Source organism: Kitasatospora sp. NPDC057738, from assembly GCF_042798815.1.
Taxonomy (GTDB): domain Bacteria; phylum Actinomycetota; class Actinomycetes; order Streptomycetales; family Streptomycetaceae; genus Kitasatospora; species Kitasatospora lactacystinica.
Genome location: NZ_JBHVJT010000044.1, coordinates 38,048 through 54,467 on the forward strand (window position 1 = coordinate 38,048; position 16,420 = coordinate 54,467).

Consider the following 16,420-nt stretch of genomic DNA (forward strand, 5'->3'; position numbering starts at 1 on the left):
GGGGGGGGGGGGGGGAGCCGTAGGGGGGGGGTGGGGGGGTGGGGGGGGGGGGGGGGAGGGGGGGGGGGGGAATTACGCTCCCTCCTCCCCCCCGCTACGGCAGCCAGCGCCGGGCGGCCTCGACGCTGTCGGCGGGGCTGGTGTTGAAGGCGATGGCGGCCTGCGGGGCGTGGCGGCGGACGAGGTTGACGACGAGTTCGAAGAAGGGCAGGGCCGACTCGGGCTTGCGGATGCCGCCGCCGATGACGACGACGTCCCACCCGCGCCCGGCGAGGGCCGCGACCACGGCGGGTTCGGCGGTGTCGTCGGGCGCGACCAGCGCGACGGCGGCGTCGATGCCCTGCTCGGCGAAGCGGGCGAGTTCGGCGTCGAGGAGGGCCCGCACGGCGTCGCCGTCCGTGCCGGGGACGGTGTGCGGGTCGAAGCCGAGAACGAGAACGGTGGGCATGTCCGAAAGGACGCTCACCCCGGCTGCCCGGGTTCCCCGCGCAGGAAGCGGGCCGCGTCGGCGAGGGTGAGCTTGGGGTCGCTCCAGGAGCAGACCTCCAGCCAGGAGAGCCGGCCGTCCTCGGCGAAGAGCAGGATCTCGCCGTCGGAGCCGATCGCCGCCTCGGCCACCACGTCCGAGCGGGCGCCGTCCGCGACGCCGGCGAAGAGGGCCGTGCTGCAGCCGCACCGGCAGCGGGACTCCACGCGCAGGTGCGGGACCTGGGCGCGCAGGGGGTGGCCCTCCGGGAGGAGGACGTCGAGGACGCGGGCGACATCGGTGGGAAGGAGAGTCATGGGCGTCTGCGCAATCGTGTGGTGAGGGCCGACAGTTCGTCGACCCGCAGGAGGTGGGCGAGCAGGAGGTAGCCGACAACGAGGGTGGCGGCGGCCGGCGCCAGGCCGTACCGCGCGGTCCACCAGGCCGCGGTGGCGGCCGGGAGGGCGGCGAGCAGCAGCCTGGCGTGGTCGCCCAGGACCCGCACCGGGCCGAGGCGGCGCCGCAGCAGCAGGGAGGCGCCCAGGACGGTCAGCAGGAACGAGCCCCCGTAGCAGCCGGCCATCCCGGTGACGGCCCAGCGCAGCGGCAGCAGCCGGTGGCAGAGCACCGCCCCCAGGGCCGTGGCGGCGACCGGCAGCAGGTTGAGCAGGAAGGGCGTGCGGCTGTCGCCCAGCGCGTAGAAGGCGCGGGTCAGCGCGTACGAGGCCGAGTAGAGGACCAGGCCGGGCGCGAAGGCGGTCAGCATCCCGGCGATGGCCCGGACGTCGGCGGGGTCGGTGCTCCCGTGCCCGAAGGCGAGCGCGCACAGCTGCGGCGCGAGGACCGCGAACCCGCAGGCCGCCGGGACGGTGACCACCGCGACGGTGCGCACGGTCCGGGCGAGCAGCGCCCGCACGGCCCGCGGGGAGTCGGCGGACGCGCTGAGCGCGGGCACCGCCGCCGTCACCAACGACACCGTGACGACCCCGTGCGGCACGATCCACAGCAGGTACGCGCTGCTGTAGGCGGTGTACCCGACGCCCGGCAGCCCTGCCGCGGCGGCCTGCGCGCCGACCGAGGTCGACAGCCTGGTGACCACCCAGTAGCCCGCCTGGTCGGCGAGCACCAGCAGCAGCGTCCACCCGGCGGCGCGCAGCGGCTCGCCGAGCCCCGCCCGCCGCCAGTCCCAGCGCGGCCGCAGCCGTACCCCGGCCGCCCGCAGGCAGGGCAGCAGCACCAGGCCCTGGGCCACCACGCCGGCCGTCGTCCCGGCCCCGAGCACCGTCAGGTCCCGCTCGTCGAAGGAGCGGTGGCCGACGAAGGCGCCGAACACCCCGATCACCACCAGGTTGTTGAGCACCGGCGCCCACGCCATCGGCGCGAACCGCCGCCGGGCGTTGAGGAGTTGGCCGAGCACCGTGAACAGCCCGTAGAAGAACACCTGCGGCAGGCACAGGTACGCCAGCAGCACCGTCCGGTCCAACTGGGCACCGTCGTACGAGGTGTAGGCCCGCACCACGTACGGCGCACCGGGCACCACGACCGCCGTCAGCACCAGCAGGGCGACCACCAGCACCGTCACCAGCCGGTCGGTGTGCGCCGCCCCGCCGTCCGCCGACTCCTTGGCGGCGCGCACCAGATGGGGCACCAGCGCGGTGTTCAGCGCACCGCCGATCAGCAGCACGAACAGGATGTTGGGCACCGTGTTGGCCACGTTGTACCCGTCCGCGAGCAGCCCCGAGCCGAGGACCGCCACCAGCAGCGCCGAGCGGACGAAACCGGTGGCCCGGGAGACCACCGTCCCGGCCGCCATCACCAGGCCGGGCGGGAGCGCACGGCGCGGCCTGCGGTGCCGGACGGGCACCGCGGGGCCTTCCGGAACACTCATCCGCCGGTCCCTCCCGCTCCGAGCAGCGCCGACCCGGACGGATCGGCGAAACCGGCGAGAGCATGCTCCGGTTCCCCTGAAGCGAGGCTGAGAAAGCTGAAGGCGGCTTAAGGAACGGATCCGGCGCCGATGGCATCCTGATCCGCATGGAGATTCTGGTGGTGGAGGACGACGCCCAGGTCGCGGCGGCCGTACGGCGCGGTCTGGAGGCGGAGGGCTACACCGTCGACCTCGCCCCGGACGGTCTCACCGGCCTGCGGCTGGCCCAGCGGCACGCCTACCGGGCGATCGTGCTCGACATCATGCTGCCCGGCCTGAACGGCTACAAGGTGTGCGAGGCGCTGCGCTTCGACGGCGTCACCACCCCGATCCTGATGCTGACCGCCAAGGACGGCGAGTACGACGAGGCCGAGGGCCTGGACACCGGCGCCGACGACTACCTCACCAAGCCGTTCTCCTACCTGGTCTTCCTGGCCCGGCTGCGCGCCCTGCTCCGCCGCAGCCAGACCCCGGGCCCGCTGCTGCGGGTCGGCGACCTCTGGCTGGACCCGGCGGGCCGCCGCTGCGGCCGGGGCGGCGCCGAGATCACCCTCACCGAGCGGGAGTTCGCCGTCCTGCGCTGCCTGGCCGAGCACCCCGGCGAGGTGCTCTCCAAGCGCCGGATCGTCGACGAGGTGTGGGACATCGCCTTCGACGGCGAGGAGTCCATCGTCGAGGTGTACGTCAGCATGCTGCGCCGCAAGGTGGACACCCCGTTCGGCGTCCGCTCGATCACCACGGTGCGCGGCGCCGGCTACCGACTGGAGACCGCACCGTGCTGAGCCGCCTCTCCACCCGCCTGCGCACCTCGCTGGCGGCCGGACTGACCGCGCTGCTGCTGCTCGGCGGCGGCGCCTGGTGGCTGCGCGGCCACCTGTACGACGCCCAGTTGGAGGCCGCCCAGGCGGAGGCCAAGTCGCAGTCCCACGACCTCAGCAACGGCTACAAGCTCGGCCAGCAGCTGGTGGACAACTGGAGGCTGCCGTACGTGGTGCTGGGCGGCGACGGCCAGGTGCTGTTCATGGGCGGCACGCTGACCACCCAGCACCTGGCCGGGCCCCCGCCCGCCTCCGTGCCGCACCTGGCCCGGGACGACTGGCAGTCCGTCCAGCGGATCACCATCGGCCCCGCGGGCACGGCCGCGGCCAACCGCTACTCGGGACGCACCTTCACCGCGATGGGCAGCTGGAGCCCCCTGCTGCGCAAGGACGGCGACCAGACGAAGCCGATGGCCGGCCCGTTCACGGTGTACGTGCTGGTCACCCCGTTCGCCGCCGAGGCCTCGCTGCACACCATCGACCCGGTGCTGCAGCTGGGCGTGCCGGCCGCCGCGCTGCTGGTCGCACTGGTGGCCTGGGCGGCGACCAGCCGGGCGCTGCGCCCGGTGGAGGCGATCCGCGCCGGGCTGGCCGAGATCGGCGAGCACCGGCTGGACCGCCGCGTCCCGGTGCCGCGCGCCGGCGACGAGCTCACCCGGATGGCCCGGACCACCAACGCCACCCTGGACCGGCTGGAGCGCTCCGCCGTGCAGCAGCAGCGCTTCGTCGCGGACGCCTCGCACGAGCTGCGCAGCCCGATCGCCGCGCTGCGCACCAATCTGGAGGTGTCGCTGGCGCACCCCGAGCGCACCGACTGGCCGGCCACCACCCGGGAGGCGCTCACCTCGGTCGAGCGGCTCCAGCAGCTCACCGAGGACCTGCTGTTCCTGGCCCGGGACTCGCACCCGGCGTCGGCCGGCCGGCTCACCGACGTCGACCTGTCCGCCGTGCTGCGCGAACTCGCCGACCAGTACCGCCCGGTCGTCGGCGCCCGGCTCGCCCTGCTGGTGGACGCGCCCGAAGCGGTGCTGGTGCGCGGCAGCCGCATCCGGCTGCACCGGCTGGTGCGCAACCTGCTGGACAACGCCCAGCGGCACGCGGCCGCCGAGGTGGTGCTGTCCGTGCGGCACACCGTGCACGGCTGTGTCCTGGAGGTCCGGGACGACGGCCCGGGCGTGCCGCCGGAGGACCGCGAGCGGATCTTCGAGCCGTTCACCCGGCTCGACGAGGCCCGCAGCCGGGACGCCGGCGGCAGCGGTCTGGGCCTGGCCATCTCGGCGGACATCGCGACCCGGCACGGCGGCACCCTGCGGGTCGCCCACGCCCCGTACGGCGCCCGCTTCGTGCTGGAACTGCCGTCGGCCGGACGGGACTCCTAGTCCGGGGCGTGGCCGGGGCGCCTCTAGGGCGTGGCCGCGGACACCGTCCGCAGCGGCACCGAGGCCCTCAGCCGAAAGCCCCTCCCCCGCTCCCCCGGCCCGGTCTCCAGCCGCCCGCCGACCAGGGCCAGCCGCTCCTCCAGCCCGGACAGGCCGTTGCCCGGTTGGGACTTGCCCGGCCCGCGCCCGTTGTCGGTGATCTCCAGGACGGCGCAGCGCTCGCCGCTCGCCTCCCAGCTCTCGTCCGCCGTCACCGTGCAGACGGTGGCGCCCTCGCCGTGCCGGACCACGTTGGTGACGGCCTCGCGCAGCGCCCAGGCCAGCGCCCCGGTCTCCTCGTCGGCCAGCGACGGCCAGGCGTCCACCAGCTCCGGCGCGGCCTCCAGCCGGACCTGCGCGGCGGCCAGCGCGGTACGGGCGGCGGCCAGTTCGACCGGCAGGGTCGGGCGACGGAAGCCGGTCACCGCCTCCCGGACGTCGATCAGCGACTGCCGGGCGACCTGCTCGATGTCGGCGACCTGCGCCCGCGCCGCCTCGTCCTTGCCGGCGTCCATGAACCGCCCGGCCAGCTCGCTCTTCAGGGTGATCAGCGACAGCGAGTGCCCGAGCAGGTCGTGCAGGTCGCGGGCCAGCCGCAGCCGCTCCTCGGAGGCCGCCAGGTGGGCGACCGCGGCCCGGGCCTCGCGCAGCTCCTTCATGGTGGCGACGAGCCGCTGCAGACCGGTCATCGCGATGCCGGAGAGGAAGGCGCTGAGCGCGAAGGTGGAGACGTTGTCGACGCCGGCCCCGATGCCCGTCCCGACGGCGGCGGTGAGCACGGCCATGGCGACCAGGGCGCGCAGCGCGTAGTGGGTCGGCACGATGATCGCGACGCACACCGAGGCGTAGATGAACAGCGTCAGGAACGCGGCTCCGAGGCCGACCGGGGCGGCGACGGCGAGCCCGACCATCGTCGTGACGACCACCAGGCAGGCCCGCGGCCGCATCCCGGCCTGCGAGCGGAAGACCACCAGCAGCACGTAGGCGGCCACGAACCCGGCCAGGCAGCACCAGCCGAGCACCGTCCCGGCCGTGGTGTGGCCGCCGTTCAGCAGGTCGCCCGCCGGGTAGGCCAGGTAGAGCATCCACAGCATCATCCAGGCGACCTTGACCAGCAGCTGGCGCCTGCTCTCCACCGGGGAACCGGGCACGTTCATGAAGGACGCGCGCGCCACGCCCGCCTCCGGCGGTTCGTCGGGGCGGTGGGCCTGGCGCGCGTCACTCATGTCGATCATCATGCCTGGCGGCTGTCGCGGCGGTACAGGGCCGCCGCGGCGGCGCCGAACACCACGAGGAAGGCGGCCAGCCCGGCGACCGCGCCGGTGTCCAGGGAGTGCCCGGGCCGGGTGAAGTCGGCCAGCCGGTTGTACAGGTACACCGGGTTGAAGCGGGCGAACCTCTCCAGCGAGCCGCTCACCGGGAACCAGGTGCCGCCGAGCAGGGCCATCGCCATGTAGGTGATCATCACGATCGGCTGCACCGCGTCCGGCGCCGCCGCGTACCCGAGCGCCACCCCGAGCGCGGCGAAGACGAAGCTGCCCAGCCAGAGCGCGGCCGCCAGCCCGAGCCACTGCGGCACGCTCAGCGAGACGCCCTGGCTCGCGCCGACCGCGAAGACCACCAGGATCGCCGGCAGCGTGGTGACGGCGGTCGCCGCGATCTTGCCGACGGTGTACGCCCGGCCGGGCAGCGCGGTCAGCCGCAGCTGGCGCACCCAGCCGCTCTTGCGCTCCAGCGAGATCCGCTGCGCGCTGCCGGTCAGCACCGCGCCGACCGCGCCGAAGGTGGCCATCGAGACCATGAAGTAGGTCTTCACCGGCAGGCCCCCGGCGAGCTGGGTGGAGCCGTAGGCGTTGATGAAGAAGAAGTACATCAGCGCCGGGTAGGCGACGGTGAAGAGCAGGTAGCGCCGGTTGCGGAGGGTCCGCAGGATCTCCAGCCGGATCAGGGTGGTCATCGCACGGTCTCCTTCTCGGTGCTCTCGCGGCCGGCGTCCCCGGCGCCGTCCTCGCGGTCCAGTTCGCCGGTGATGGTCAGGAAGGCCTGCTCCAGGCCCACGCCGGCGACCTCCAGCCCGCGCGGGTACAGCCCCGCCCGGTAGATCCCGGCCACGGTGGCGTCGGCGTCCGCGGTCCGGATCCGTACCGTCCGCACCCCCGGGACCCTCGCGGTGACGTCCAGCGACCGCACGCCCGGCAGGGTGCGCAGCACGGGCTCCTCGAACCCGCCGTCCGCGTCGTGGAGTTCGAAGGCGACCCGGCGGGCGCCGGCCCGCGCCTTGATCTCCGCCGAGCTGCCGTCGGCGATCAGCCGGCCCCGGTGCAGCACCAGGACGCGGTCGGCGATCGAGTCGGCCTCCTCCAGGTAGTGGGTGGCGAACAGCACCGTGCGCCCGGCGTCGGCCTGCGCGCGCATGCTCGCCCAGAACGACTGCCGCACGCCGACGTCCATGCCGGTGGTCGGTTCGTCCAGCACGATCAGGTCGTTGTCGCCGGCGATGGCCAGGGCGAAGCGGACCCGCTGCTCCTGGCCGCCGGACAGCTTGTCGACCCGCCGCTCCGCCAGCTCGGTGATCCCGGCGTCGGTCAGCACCTCGGTGACCGGCCGGCCGCGCGGGTGCACGTCGCAGGCGAGCCGCACCAGCTCGCGCACCTTGACGTCGGTCATCAGCCCGCCGCTCTGCAGCATCGCGCCGACCCGGCCGGCCTCGATCGCCGCCCGCGGGGTGCCGCCGAACAGGGTCACGCTGCCCCGGTCGGGCTCGCGCAGGCCGAGCAGCAGGTCCAGGCTGGTGGACTTCCCGGCGCCGTTCGGCCCGAGCAGGGCGACGGTCTCGCCCGGCCTCAGCACGAGGTCCAGTCCGTCCACGGCGCGCACCCGCCCGTAGCTCTTGCCCACGCCGCGGAAGGCGGCCACCTCGGTACCCATCGCCCGGCTCCTCTCCCTGATGGTGTCACGCTCGTGGCGTCACGGTCGGTGCTGTTCGCACCACCTCAGAGTCCCGCGCGGGCGGGTGGCGGCGGCAGTGTCCGCCGTCGTGCCTTCGGCATGACGGATGTCATGCCGGCGGCCGGTACCCCCGTCAGGGGCACCGGCCGCCGAAAGCGCTGGTCGGACGGGTGTCACACCCCCAGCGAGCGCTTCACGAAGTCGACCTGGAGCAGCAGCAGGTTCTCCGCGACCTCCTCCTGCGGGGTCATGTGGGTGACGCCGGACAGCGGCAGCACGGTGTGCGGGCGCCCGGCGGCGAGCAGCGCCGAGGACAGCCGCAGGGTGTGCGCGGCCACCACGTTGTCGTCCGCCAGCCCGTGGATGATCATCAGCGGGCGCTCCAGGCCGGCCGCGTACCCGCTCAGCGAGTTGGCGGCGTACACCTCGGGCCGCTCGGCCGGGTCGCCCAGGTAGCGCTCGGTGTAGTGGGTGTCGTACAGCTCCCAGTCGGTCACCGGCGCCCCGGCCACCGCCGCGTGGAAGACGTCCGGGCGGCGCAGCACGGCGAGCGCGGAGAGGTAGCCGCCGTACGACCAGCCGCGGACGGCGACCCGGTCGAGGTCCAGCGGGAACTCCCCGGCGAGCGCCCGCAGCGCCTCCACCTGGTCGTCCAGGGTGGCCCCGGCGAAGTCGAAGGCGATCGACTTCTCCCAGGCCGGCCCGCGCCCGGGCGTGCCGCGCCCGTCGGCGACGACCACCGCGAAGCCCTGGTCGGCGAACCACTGCGAGTTGAGGTGCGGGTTGTGCGCCTGGACGACGCGCTGGCCGTGCGGGCCGCCGTACGGGTCCATCAGGACGGGCAGCAGGCCGTCCCGCTCCCGGTCGTAGCCGGTGGGCAGGAAGACGGCGGCGGGGATGCGGCGCTCGCCGGCGAAGCGGAAGACCGGGCGGGCGGTGATGACCGGGGTCTCGGCGTACGAGGCGATGGTGGCGACGTCGTCGACCGCCAGGCCCTCGGGCAGGTCCCGGGCGACCTGGACCAGGGTGCCGGGCAGGTCCGGCTCGGCGGTGGCCCGGACGGTGATCCCGCCGCCGTGCACCGCGCTGGTGACGGAGGTGAACGGCCGCCCGTTGGCGGACTCCCAGCCCAGTCGCGTGCCGTCGTGGCTGATCCGGCCGACGCCGATCCAGCCCGGCTCGGGGTCGGTCTCCTCGGCGCCGCCGGCGGCGCCGAAGAACACCTCCCGCTCGGTGACCGCGACGACCGAGCGGACGTGCAGGTCGGCCCCGGTCACGGTGCGGTCGCCGATCACCAGCGCCCGCACGCCTCCCTCGTCGGAGATCCGGACCAGCTTGCCGTCCGGGGTCCAGGCCGGCGCGCCCGGGAACAGCTCCAGCCAGGCGCCGTCCTTCTCCTCGTGCAGCACCTCGGTGGCGCCGGTGGCGGCGTCCAGGCCGAGGATCCGCTGGCCGCGCTGGTCGCGGGTCTGGACCAGGAGCAGCGGCACGCCGCCCTTCGACCAGTGCACCCGGCCCAGGTACGGGTAGGCCTCGCGGTCCCAGACCACCTCGGTGCGCCCGCCGTGCAGGTCGAGCAGCCAGAGCCCGACCTCGGCGTTGGCGCCGCCGGCCGCCGGGTAGGCGACCTCGGCGGGCTCACGGTCCGGGTTCGCCGGGTCGGCGATCCACCAGCGGCGCACCGGGCTGTCGTCGGCGCGCTCGACCAGCAGCCGGTCGCCCGCCGGGGACCACCAGAAGCCGCGGTCGCGGTCCATCTCCTCCTGCGCGATGAACTCGGCCTGGCCCCAGGTGACGTTCGGGCCGTCCGGCTCGGCGAGCACCCGGTCGCCGCCGCCGTCGGTGCGGGTCAGCCGCAGCTCGCCGGCGGTGTTGGCGTACGCGACGTAGGCGCCGTCCGGGGAGAGGCGCGGGTCCAGCAGCGGCCCCTCGGCGGGCAGTTCGGCGGTGGCGCCGGTGGCCAGGTCGGCGGTGAACAGGCGGCCGGAGAGGGCGAAGGCGGCCAGCTGCCCGGCCGCGTCCAGGGCGTAGCCGACGATGCCGGCCGAGCCCTCGCGGCTGCGCTCGCGGCGGGCCCTCTCGGCCGGCGAGAGGTCCTCCTCGCCGCCGCCGAGCAGCGCGGCCGGGTCGGCGGCGACCCGCTCCTCGCCGGTGGCGGTGTCGAGGGTCCAGAGCAGGTTGGCCCGGTCGCGGCCGGATCGCGAGCGGAGGAAGACGACCCGCGAGCCGTCCGGCGCGACGGAGAAGGAGCGGGGCGCGCCGACGGTGTAGCGCAGGGTCCGCGCGTACTGCCTCGGGAAGGTGTCGGCAGAGGTGTGGGAGGTCATGGCACCAGACCTTATGACGACGGACCACCACCCCCGGGTGTGCGTTGATCACTCGTTCGGAGCATCGTCGACAAGTACGCCCCAAAGAGGTCCAAACCGCCTCCGACCGGCCCACGCGCCCCTCGGATGCCACGATGCCCCGGCGCGCGCGGACTCACCGAGGGTAATGACACCCTCACCCATCGGGTATGACTTGTCGCGCGAGTGAACGTCCGGCCCCGTCCCGGACCGCGGTCACCCGCAGCCCCCAGTCCCGCACCGTCCCTCGCCGCTCTCCCCCGGGCGGCGTGCCCGAGAAGGGGTGTGAGCCGACATGGCCATGAACATCTCCGCCGCCGTGCTGATGCTGGTCATCGTGGTGATCCTGATCCGCCGGTCCGGCCTGAAGCTGGCGCACGCGATCGTCTGCGCGCTGCTGGGCTTCTACCTGGCCTCCAGCTCGATCGCCCCGTCGATCAGCCAGGTCACCAGCAACCTCGCCGGAATGATCAACGGCCTGAGGCTCTGACCCCGCCGCCGCGGCCGCGAGGGCCTGCTCGTCGCACGCGCGCCCGCCCCCGCCTCCCTCCGGGCGGACGACGGGAGCGTGACGACAGGCCCTAGGCTTCCTCCCATGACCGCGACTACCGGCCGCCGCCTCCTCCTGGTGCACGCGCACCCCGACGACGAGTCGATCGGCAACGGCGCCACCATGGCCCGGTACGCCGCCGAGGGCGCCCGGGTCACGCTGGTGACCTGCACCCTCGGCGAGGGCGGCGAGGTGATCCCCGCGCGACTGGCCCACCTGACGGCCGATCGGGACGACACCCTCGGCGCGCACCGGATCGGCGAGCTCACCGGGGCGATGCGCGCCCTCGGCGTGACCGACTTCCGCTTCCTCGGCGGCCCGGGGCGCTACCGCGACTCCGGGATGATGGGCGTGCCCGAGAACGACGTGCCCGGCTGCTTCTGGCGGGCGGACGTCGAGGAGGCGGCCGGCCACCTGGTCGCGGTGATCCGCGAGACGCGCCCGCAGGTGCTGGTCACGTACGACCCGGACGGCGGCTACGGGCACCCGGACCACATCCAGGCGCACCGGGTCGCGATGCGCGCCCACGAGCTGGCCGCCGACCCGGCGCACCGGCCGGAGCTGGGCCCGGCCTGGCGGATCGCCAAGGTGTACTGGAACCGGATGCCCCGCTCGGTGATCGAGGCCGGGCTCGCCGAGGCCGCCGCCAAGGCGCCCTTCCCGGGCGTGGCGCAGCCCTCCGACATCCCCGGCGTGGTCGACGACGAGGTGGTCACCACCGTCCTGGACGGCGCGGCGTACGCGGGGCGCAAGGCCGCCGCGCTGACCGCCCACGCCACCCAGATCACCGTGGACGGCGCCTTCTTCGCGCTCTCCAACGACCTCGCCCAGCCGCTGTTCACCACCGAGTACTACCAGTTGGTGCACGGCCAGGCCGGGCCGGGCGGGCCGGAGGACGACCTGTTCGCCGGCCTTCCGCTCGACGCCGCCCACGCCGAGGAGGGCACCCGATGAGCAAGTCCGACGCCACACCGCCGCGCCGCACGCTCGCCGCCGCCGTCCTCGGCACCCGCGAGGAGCGGCTGGCGGAGCCCCAGCCCCCGCGCGCCGCCCGGATCGGGGCCTACGTCCTGTTCTTCCTGCTGGGTGCCGCGGTGTCGGTCTGCGGATCCTTTGTGCAGGCCCTGTGGCCGCCGGTGGGAGTCCTGTTGGCGCTCGCCGCGACCGGCGCCACCTTCTACGGCGGCCTGCGGGTCACCGGCACCCGGCTCGGCGCGGGCGCGCCCGCGGCCGGCTGGTTCCTGGCGATGCTGCTGCTGATCGTGCCCCGGCCCGAGGGCGACAACGTGCTGTGGTCCAACGCCACCTCGCTGGCCTGGCTGTTCGCCGGGTCGGTGCTGGGCGTGATCTGCGCCACCCTACCCACCCGCACCAGCTGGTTCCCCGGGGTGCCCGGCCCCCCGCGCTGACCCGGGTCGTGCACGGCGTACCGTACCGCGTACGACGAGCAGTCAGGAGCGTACGGCCTTACTCTCATACCGGAGGAACCGGACGTATCAGGATCTGTCCGAAGCCGTTCGCCGCTCAGTTCTTCCCAGTATGGTGGTCCCGCAGAACGCCGTACCCGACCGCCGCCCGCCCCAGCCAAGGCCCGGCGACCACGAACCGCGGTCGCGCCGCACGGCCCGCCCGCGAACCCGGAGCAGAGCAGCATTGAGCAGCCGCGAATCTGACAACGCCCACCCGACGCCCCGGCGCACGGGCCCGGACGCCTACCCGTCGGGCACACCGCCCTACGGCACGCCGGGGCTTCCCGGCGGCGACCGGGCCGACGCCGGACCGGGCGCCGCGTCGGGCGGCGAGGACGACGGTCCGAAGACCGAGACCACCCTGACCACCCGGGTCCGGATCAACATCCCCGGCTCGCGTCCGATCCCGCCGGTCGTCGTCCGCAGCACCGTCAAGAACGAGGACGGCCCGGGCGATGACGCCCCGGCCTCCGCCGCCGAACCGGGCGGCCCGCGGCACCGCTCCGCGCCGACCTCGCCCGTCCTCGGTGTGATGGACGACGGCGGCCGCCAGGCCGCCCCGCCGAACCTGCCGCCGGAGTGGCAGATCCCGCCGATCCCGCCGGCGACCTCGGAGTCGGAGTCCACCGGCGCCTGGTTCCGCCCGCGCCAGAAGAAGGCCGCGACCGCCGAGTCCGCGCCGGCCACGGCTCCGGCGACCGTTCCGGCCGGTGCCGTGGGCACGACGGAGGCCCCGGTCGCCCCCGGCGGCGCCGAGCCGCGCCCGCAGGGTGCCCGTCCGGCCGCGGGCCGGCCCGCCCGTGCCGACGGCGCGCGGAACGGCGCCCCGAACGGCCGGCCGGTGCCCGCCCAGGGCAAGCAGCCGAACCCGGCAGCCGCGCCCGTCGCGCCGTTCCACGCCGAGGCCCCGGTGGAGGAGCCCGGCGTGTACGAGGCCGCCGACCCGTTCGCGCCGGTCACCGACCCGTTCGGCACCTCCGTTCCCGACGCCGGCGCGCAGGGCCTGCCCCGGCGCGACGGCGGCCAGCAGAGCCGCGGACAGCAGAACGGGCAGCAGAACGGGCAGCCGCAGAACCGTCAGCAGCGCAAGAACCGGCCGGGCGGGCCGCAGCAGCCCGGCCCGCAGAACGGCTTCCAGCCGAACGGCCACCAGGCGCCCGCGCCGCACCCGCAGGCCGAGCCGAACCCGGAGGACACCTCCGTCGACGGCTTCGCGCCGATCCGCGACAACACCCCGCCGCCCGCCGCGATACCCGGCCTGCCCCAGAACGGCGCCCCGCACGGCGCCGACGGCCGTCCGCAGCCGGGCCTGTTCGCCTCGGCCCCGACCGGCACCGACCCGTTCGCCGCCCAGCGCCCGGCCGCCCCCGGCCACGGCCAGGAGGTCCCCGCCGCTCCGGCGGGCCCCGGCGCCCTCTTCGCGGGCGCGCCCGGCACCGCCGCGCAGCCCGGCGACCCGGAGGCCACCGCGGTCACCCCGCTGCCGGCCCCGGCGCCCGGCCCCCGGCCCGAGGGCTCCGAGGAGACCCGGAACGCCAAGGGTGGCAAGGGCGGCAAGGGCTCCAAGGCCGCCCCGGCCCCCGCTCCGGCCCCCGCCAAGGCGAAGGCCGAGCCCGCCGCCCCGGCCAAGGCCAAGCGCGGCGGGGCCGGCAAGAAGCTGGTCAAGCTGGGCGTCTACGGCATCGTCGCGGTGCTGTTCCTCGGCGCCGCCGCGTACGGCACCGGCCTGATGCTCAACCAGTCCGACGTCCCCAAGGGCACCGTGGTGCTCGGCGCCGAGATCGGCGGCAGCAGCCGCGACCAGGCGATCCACCAGCTGGACGAGTCGGTCGGCAAGGCCGGCCAGCAGCCGCTCAAGCTGAAGATCGGCGACCAGGCCGTGGACCTCGACCCGGCGGTCGCCGGCCTGAGCTTCGACACCACCGCCACCGTGGACGGCCTGGCCCAGCACAGCTACAACCCGCTGGACGTCTTCAAGTCGCTCAAGGGCGGCACCAAGACCGTCGCCCCCGAGGTCAAGGTCGACAAGGCCAAGCTCAAGGCCGCCCTCGACACCCTCGCGGCCGGTTCCGGCCAGGGCCTCCAGGAGGGCTACGTCAAGTTCGGCGACGTCAACGGCGAGCCGATCGTCGTGCCCGGCCGGGCCGGCCAGGCGGTGGACTCGGCGAGCGCCCTGGACGTGATCGCGCAGGCCTACCGCGACCGCGCCGACGGCAAGCCCGAGCAGCCGATCGCCCTGGCCGTCACGGCCGCCCAGCCGAAGATCTCCACCCAGGCCCTCCAGGGTGCCGCCGACACCCTCGGCAAGCAGATCGCCGCGGGCAAGGTGCACGTCGTGGCCGGCGCCAAGTCCTGGGACTTCGGCCCGAAGACCGCCGCCAAGGCGCTCACCCTCGTTCCGGACGCCTCCGGCAAGATCGTGCCCAAGTGGGACCTCGACGCGCTCGCCGCCCAGCTGGGCACCGCGTTCGACAAGGTGAAGGTCAAGAAGAACGGCCAGGTCGCCGCGATCACCCCGCAGGACGTCGCGGACGGCATCACCTCGGTCCTCGACAAGACCGGCGACAAGGACCGCACCTTCAAGTTCGTGGTCTGACGCGGTCGGGGGCCGGCGCGTCCGCGTCCGCCGTACCCGCACCGCACGAGGGGCGGGCCCGCATCCGGGCCCGCCCCTCGACAACACCCGTCCCGGTCAGCAAGATGTGACGCCACACCATCCGCCACATCCACCCCGGGGAGCACGCCGATGCGCCGCCGCCTCCAGCACCACGGGACGGCCCTGCTCGCCGGTCTCACCGCCCTCACCCTCTCGCTGGCCCTCTGCTCCTGCACCTCCGGTCAGGACGCCGCCGAGGCCCCGACGGCCGCCCTCGCGTCGCCCAAGCTCACCTCGGTCGACATCAACCCGCACGACCGGGCCCAGCTGCGCCAGGGCGGCACCCTGAACCTGGCGATCGCCCAGTTCTCCCGCCAGTGGTCGCCGATCCACACCGACGGCAGCGAGTCCTCGACCGTCATGGTCAGCAAGCCGCTGCTGCCGACCTTCTTCCGCTCGGACGCGGCCGGCACCCAGACCCCCAACCCGGCCTACCTGCAGGAGGCGCACGCCGAGCTCAGGGACGGCCGGCAGGTGGTCACCTGGACGCTCAACCCGAAGGCGCACTGGTCCGACGGCACCCCGATCACCTGGCGCGACATCGAGGCCAACTGGCGTGCGCTGAACGGGAAGGACCCGGCCTACAAGTCCTCCAGCAGCACCGGCTTCGAGCTGGTCTCCGCGGTGGAGCGCGGCAAGGACGACTTCCAGGCGGTGATGACCTTCGACCACCCGTTCTCCGAGTGGCAGTCGATGTTCAACAGCGCCGGCAACGCCCCGCTGCTGCCCGCCGGCCGGATCTCCACGCCGGAGCTGTTCAACTCCTCCTACCTGGACGCTTTCCCGGTCACCGCCGGCCCGTTCAAGGTCGAGCAGCTGGACCGCGCCGCCCAGACCGTCACCCTGGTCGCCGACCCCTCCTGGTGGGGCGACAAGCCGGTGCTGGACCGGATCGTCTTCCACGCGATGCTGCCCGACGCGATGCCCGACGCCTTCGCCAAGGGACAGCTCGACCTCGTCAACATCGGCCCGGACGTGGCCGGCTACCAGGTCGTCAGGAACACCAAGGGCGCCGCGGTGCGCCGGGCCGGCGGACCGGACTTCCGCCAGCTCACCCTGAACGCCCGCACCCCCGCGCTCGGCGACGCGACCGTGCGCCAGGCCGTCTTCCAGGCGATCAACCGGGACGTGGTGATCCGCTCCGACCTCAGCGGCCTGGACTGGCCCGCCGTCCCGCTCAACAACCACCTGCTGGTCACCAACCAGAACGGCTACCGCGACAACTCCCTGGGCCTGGCCCGCTACGACCCCGCCGAGGCGGCCCGCAAGCTGGACGCGGCCGGGTGGAAGCTGGACGGCGACGTGCGGAGGAAGGACGGCCGCGAGCTGAACCTGCGGATGGTCGTCCCGGCCGGCGTCAACCCGGCCCAGGCCGAGGCCGCCAACGCCACCAGAATGCTCAAGGACGTCGGCATCAAGGTCACCACCGTGACCGCCCCCGCCAACGAGTTCTTCGACAAGTACGTCAACCGCAACGACTTCGACATCGCCGCCTACTCGCTGATCGGCACCCCCTTCCCGGCCAGCGGCAACCGCGCCAACTTCGTCCAGAGCGGCGGCACCAACCACGTCGGGGCGGGCAGCCCGGCGGTGGACGCCGCGCTCGACCGGGCGGCGGCCGCGGGCGACGCCGCCACCGCCACCGAGGCGATCAACCAGGCCGACGGGGAGCTCTGGAAGGTGGCCGGCGTCCTGCCGCTCTACCAGCGCCCGCAGCTGTACGGGGCCCGCGCCGACCTCGCCAACATCGGCGCGCAGGGCCTGTCCGACATCGTCTGGGAGAACGTCGGCTTCGCGAAGTAGCCGCCGGCCGGGCCGGGCG

General features: G+C 74.6%; 14 protein-coding genes. 7 read left to right on the forward strand and 7 right to left on the reverse strand.

Annotated elements, in window-relative coordinates; all coding sequences use genetic code 11:
• Positions 1–94: 94 nt before the first annotated feature.
• The 3 genes from ACFVGO_RS23540 to murJ are packed head-to-tail and all read right to left on the reverse strand — an operon-like array spanning position 95 to position 2,354.
• Entirely contained in the window at positions 95–448 is a 354-nt protein-coding gene (locus tag ACFVGO_RS23540; protein WP_380633841.1) for a hypothetical protein, read from the reverse strand.
• A gap of 14 nt (positions 449–462) precedes the next feature.
• Positions 463–783 (reverse strand): hypothetical protein, encoded by a 321-nt coding sequence (locus tag ACFVGO_RS23545; RefSeq protein ID WP_359903620.1) that lies wholly within the window; start codon positions 781–783, stop codon positions 463–465.
• Positions 780–2,354: a murein biosynthesis integral membrane protein MurJ gene (gene murJ, locus ACFVGO_RS23550; protein ID WP_359903622.1), complete on the reverse strand. Its 1,575-nt coding sequence runs from the start codon at positions 2,352–2,354 to the stop codon at positions 780–782. Before murJ ends, ACFVGO_RS23545 begins: the two co-directional genes overlap by 4 nt.
• 146 nt (positions 2,355–2,500) lie before the next feature.
• Here murJ and ACFVGO_RS23555 point away from each other — a divergent pair, with 146 nt between their 5' ends.
• Together ACFVGO_RS23555 and ACFVGO_RS23560 are read left to right on the forward strand one after the other, a co-directional pair.
• Positions 2,501–3,175, forward strand: coding sequence for a response regulator transcription factor (locus ACFVGO_RS23555; protein WP_359903625.1), 675 nt, complete (start codon positions 2,501–2,503; stop codon positions 3,173–3,175).
• Complete coding sequence (locus ACFVGO_RS23560) at positions 3,169–4,590, forward strand: sensor histidine kinase (protein ID WP_380350114.1); 1,422 nt, start codon at positions 3,169–3,171, stop codon at positions 4,588–4,590. The genes ACFVGO_RS23555 and ACFVGO_RS23560 overlap by 7 nt, the downstream gene beginning before the upstream one ends.
• 23 nt (positions 4,591–4,613) lie before the next feature.
• Here ACFVGO_RS23560 and ACFVGO_RS23565 read toward each other — a convergent pair whose 3' ends face one another.
• The 4 genes from ACFVGO_RS23565 to ACFVGO_RS23580 form a co-directional block, all read right to left on the reverse strand.
• Positions 4,614–5,855, reverse strand: a complete 1,242-nt coding sequence (locus tag ACFVGO_RS23565) for a histidine kinase (protein ID WP_359903631.1) — start codon at positions 5,853–5,855, stop codon at positions 4,614–4,616.
• Between the two features lie 8 nt (positions 5,856–5,863).
• Entirely contained in the window at positions 5,864–6,586 is a 723-nt protein-coding gene (locus ACFVGO_RS23570) for an ABC transporter permease (protein ID WP_359903634.1), read from the reverse strand.
• The gene (locus tag ACFVGO_RS23575) at positions 6,583–7,557 is read right to left on the reverse strand and encodes an ABC transporter ATP-binding protein (protein ID WP_359903636.1); all 975 of its coding nucleotides are present in this window, start codon (positions 7,555–7,557) and stop codon (positions 6,583–6,585) included. The genes ACFVGO_RS23570 and ACFVGO_RS23575 overlap by 4 nt, the downstream gene beginning before the upstream one ends.
• 194 nt (positions 7,558–7,751) lie before the next feature.
• Positions 7,752–9,905, reverse strand: coding sequence for a prolyl oligopeptidase family serine peptidase (locus ACFVGO_RS23580; RefSeq protein ID WP_359899583.1), 2,154 nt, complete (start codon positions 9,903–9,905; stop codon positions 7,752–7,754).
• Positions 9,906–10,218: 313 nt separating this feature from the next.
• On the opposite strand from ACFVGO_RS23580, the gene ACFVGO_RS23585 reads away from it, so the two are divergent.
• The 5 genes from ACFVGO_RS23585 to ACFVGO_RS23605 all read left to right on the forward strand — a co-directional run bounded on the left by ACFVGO_RS23585 (position 10,219) and on the right by ACFVGO_RS23605 (position 16,401).
• Positions 10,219–10,413: a DUF2304 family protein gene (locus tag ACFVGO_RS23585; protein WP_049658010.1), complete on the forward strand. Its 195-nt coding sequence runs from the start codon at positions 10,219–10,221 to the stop codon at positions 10,411–10,413.
• 105 nt (positions 10,414–10,518) lie between these two features.
• Entirely contained in the window at positions 10,519–11,427 is a 909-nt protein-coding gene (mshB, locus tag ACFVGO_RS23590) for an N-acetyl-1-D-myo-inositol-2-amino-2-deoxy-alpha-D-glucopyranoside deacetylase (RefSeq protein ID WP_380633846.1), read from the forward strand.
• Positions 11,424–11,882 (forward strand): DUF6113 family protein, encoded by a 459-nt coding sequence (locus ACFVGO_RS23595; protein ID WP_359899579.1) that lies wholly within the window; start codon positions 11,424–11,426, stop codon positions 11,880–11,882. The genes mshB and ACFVGO_RS23595 overlap by 4 nt, the downstream gene beginning before the upstream one ends.
• A gap of 244 nt (positions 11,883–12,126) precedes the next feature.
• Complete coding sequence (locus tag ACFVGO_RS23600; RefSeq protein WP_380633848.1) at positions 12,127–14,538, forward strand: hypothetical protein; 2,412 nt, start codon at positions 12,127–12,129, stop codon at positions 14,536–14,538.
• A 150-nt stretch (positions 14,539–14,688) separates the two neighbouring features.
• A complete protein-coding gene (locus ACFVGO_RS23605) occupies positions 14,689–16,401 on the forward strand; it encodes an ABC transporter family substrate-binding protein (RefSeq protein ID WP_380633850.1) in 1,713 nt (570 codons plus the stop codon).
• Positions 16,402–16,420: the final 19 nt, after the last annotated feature.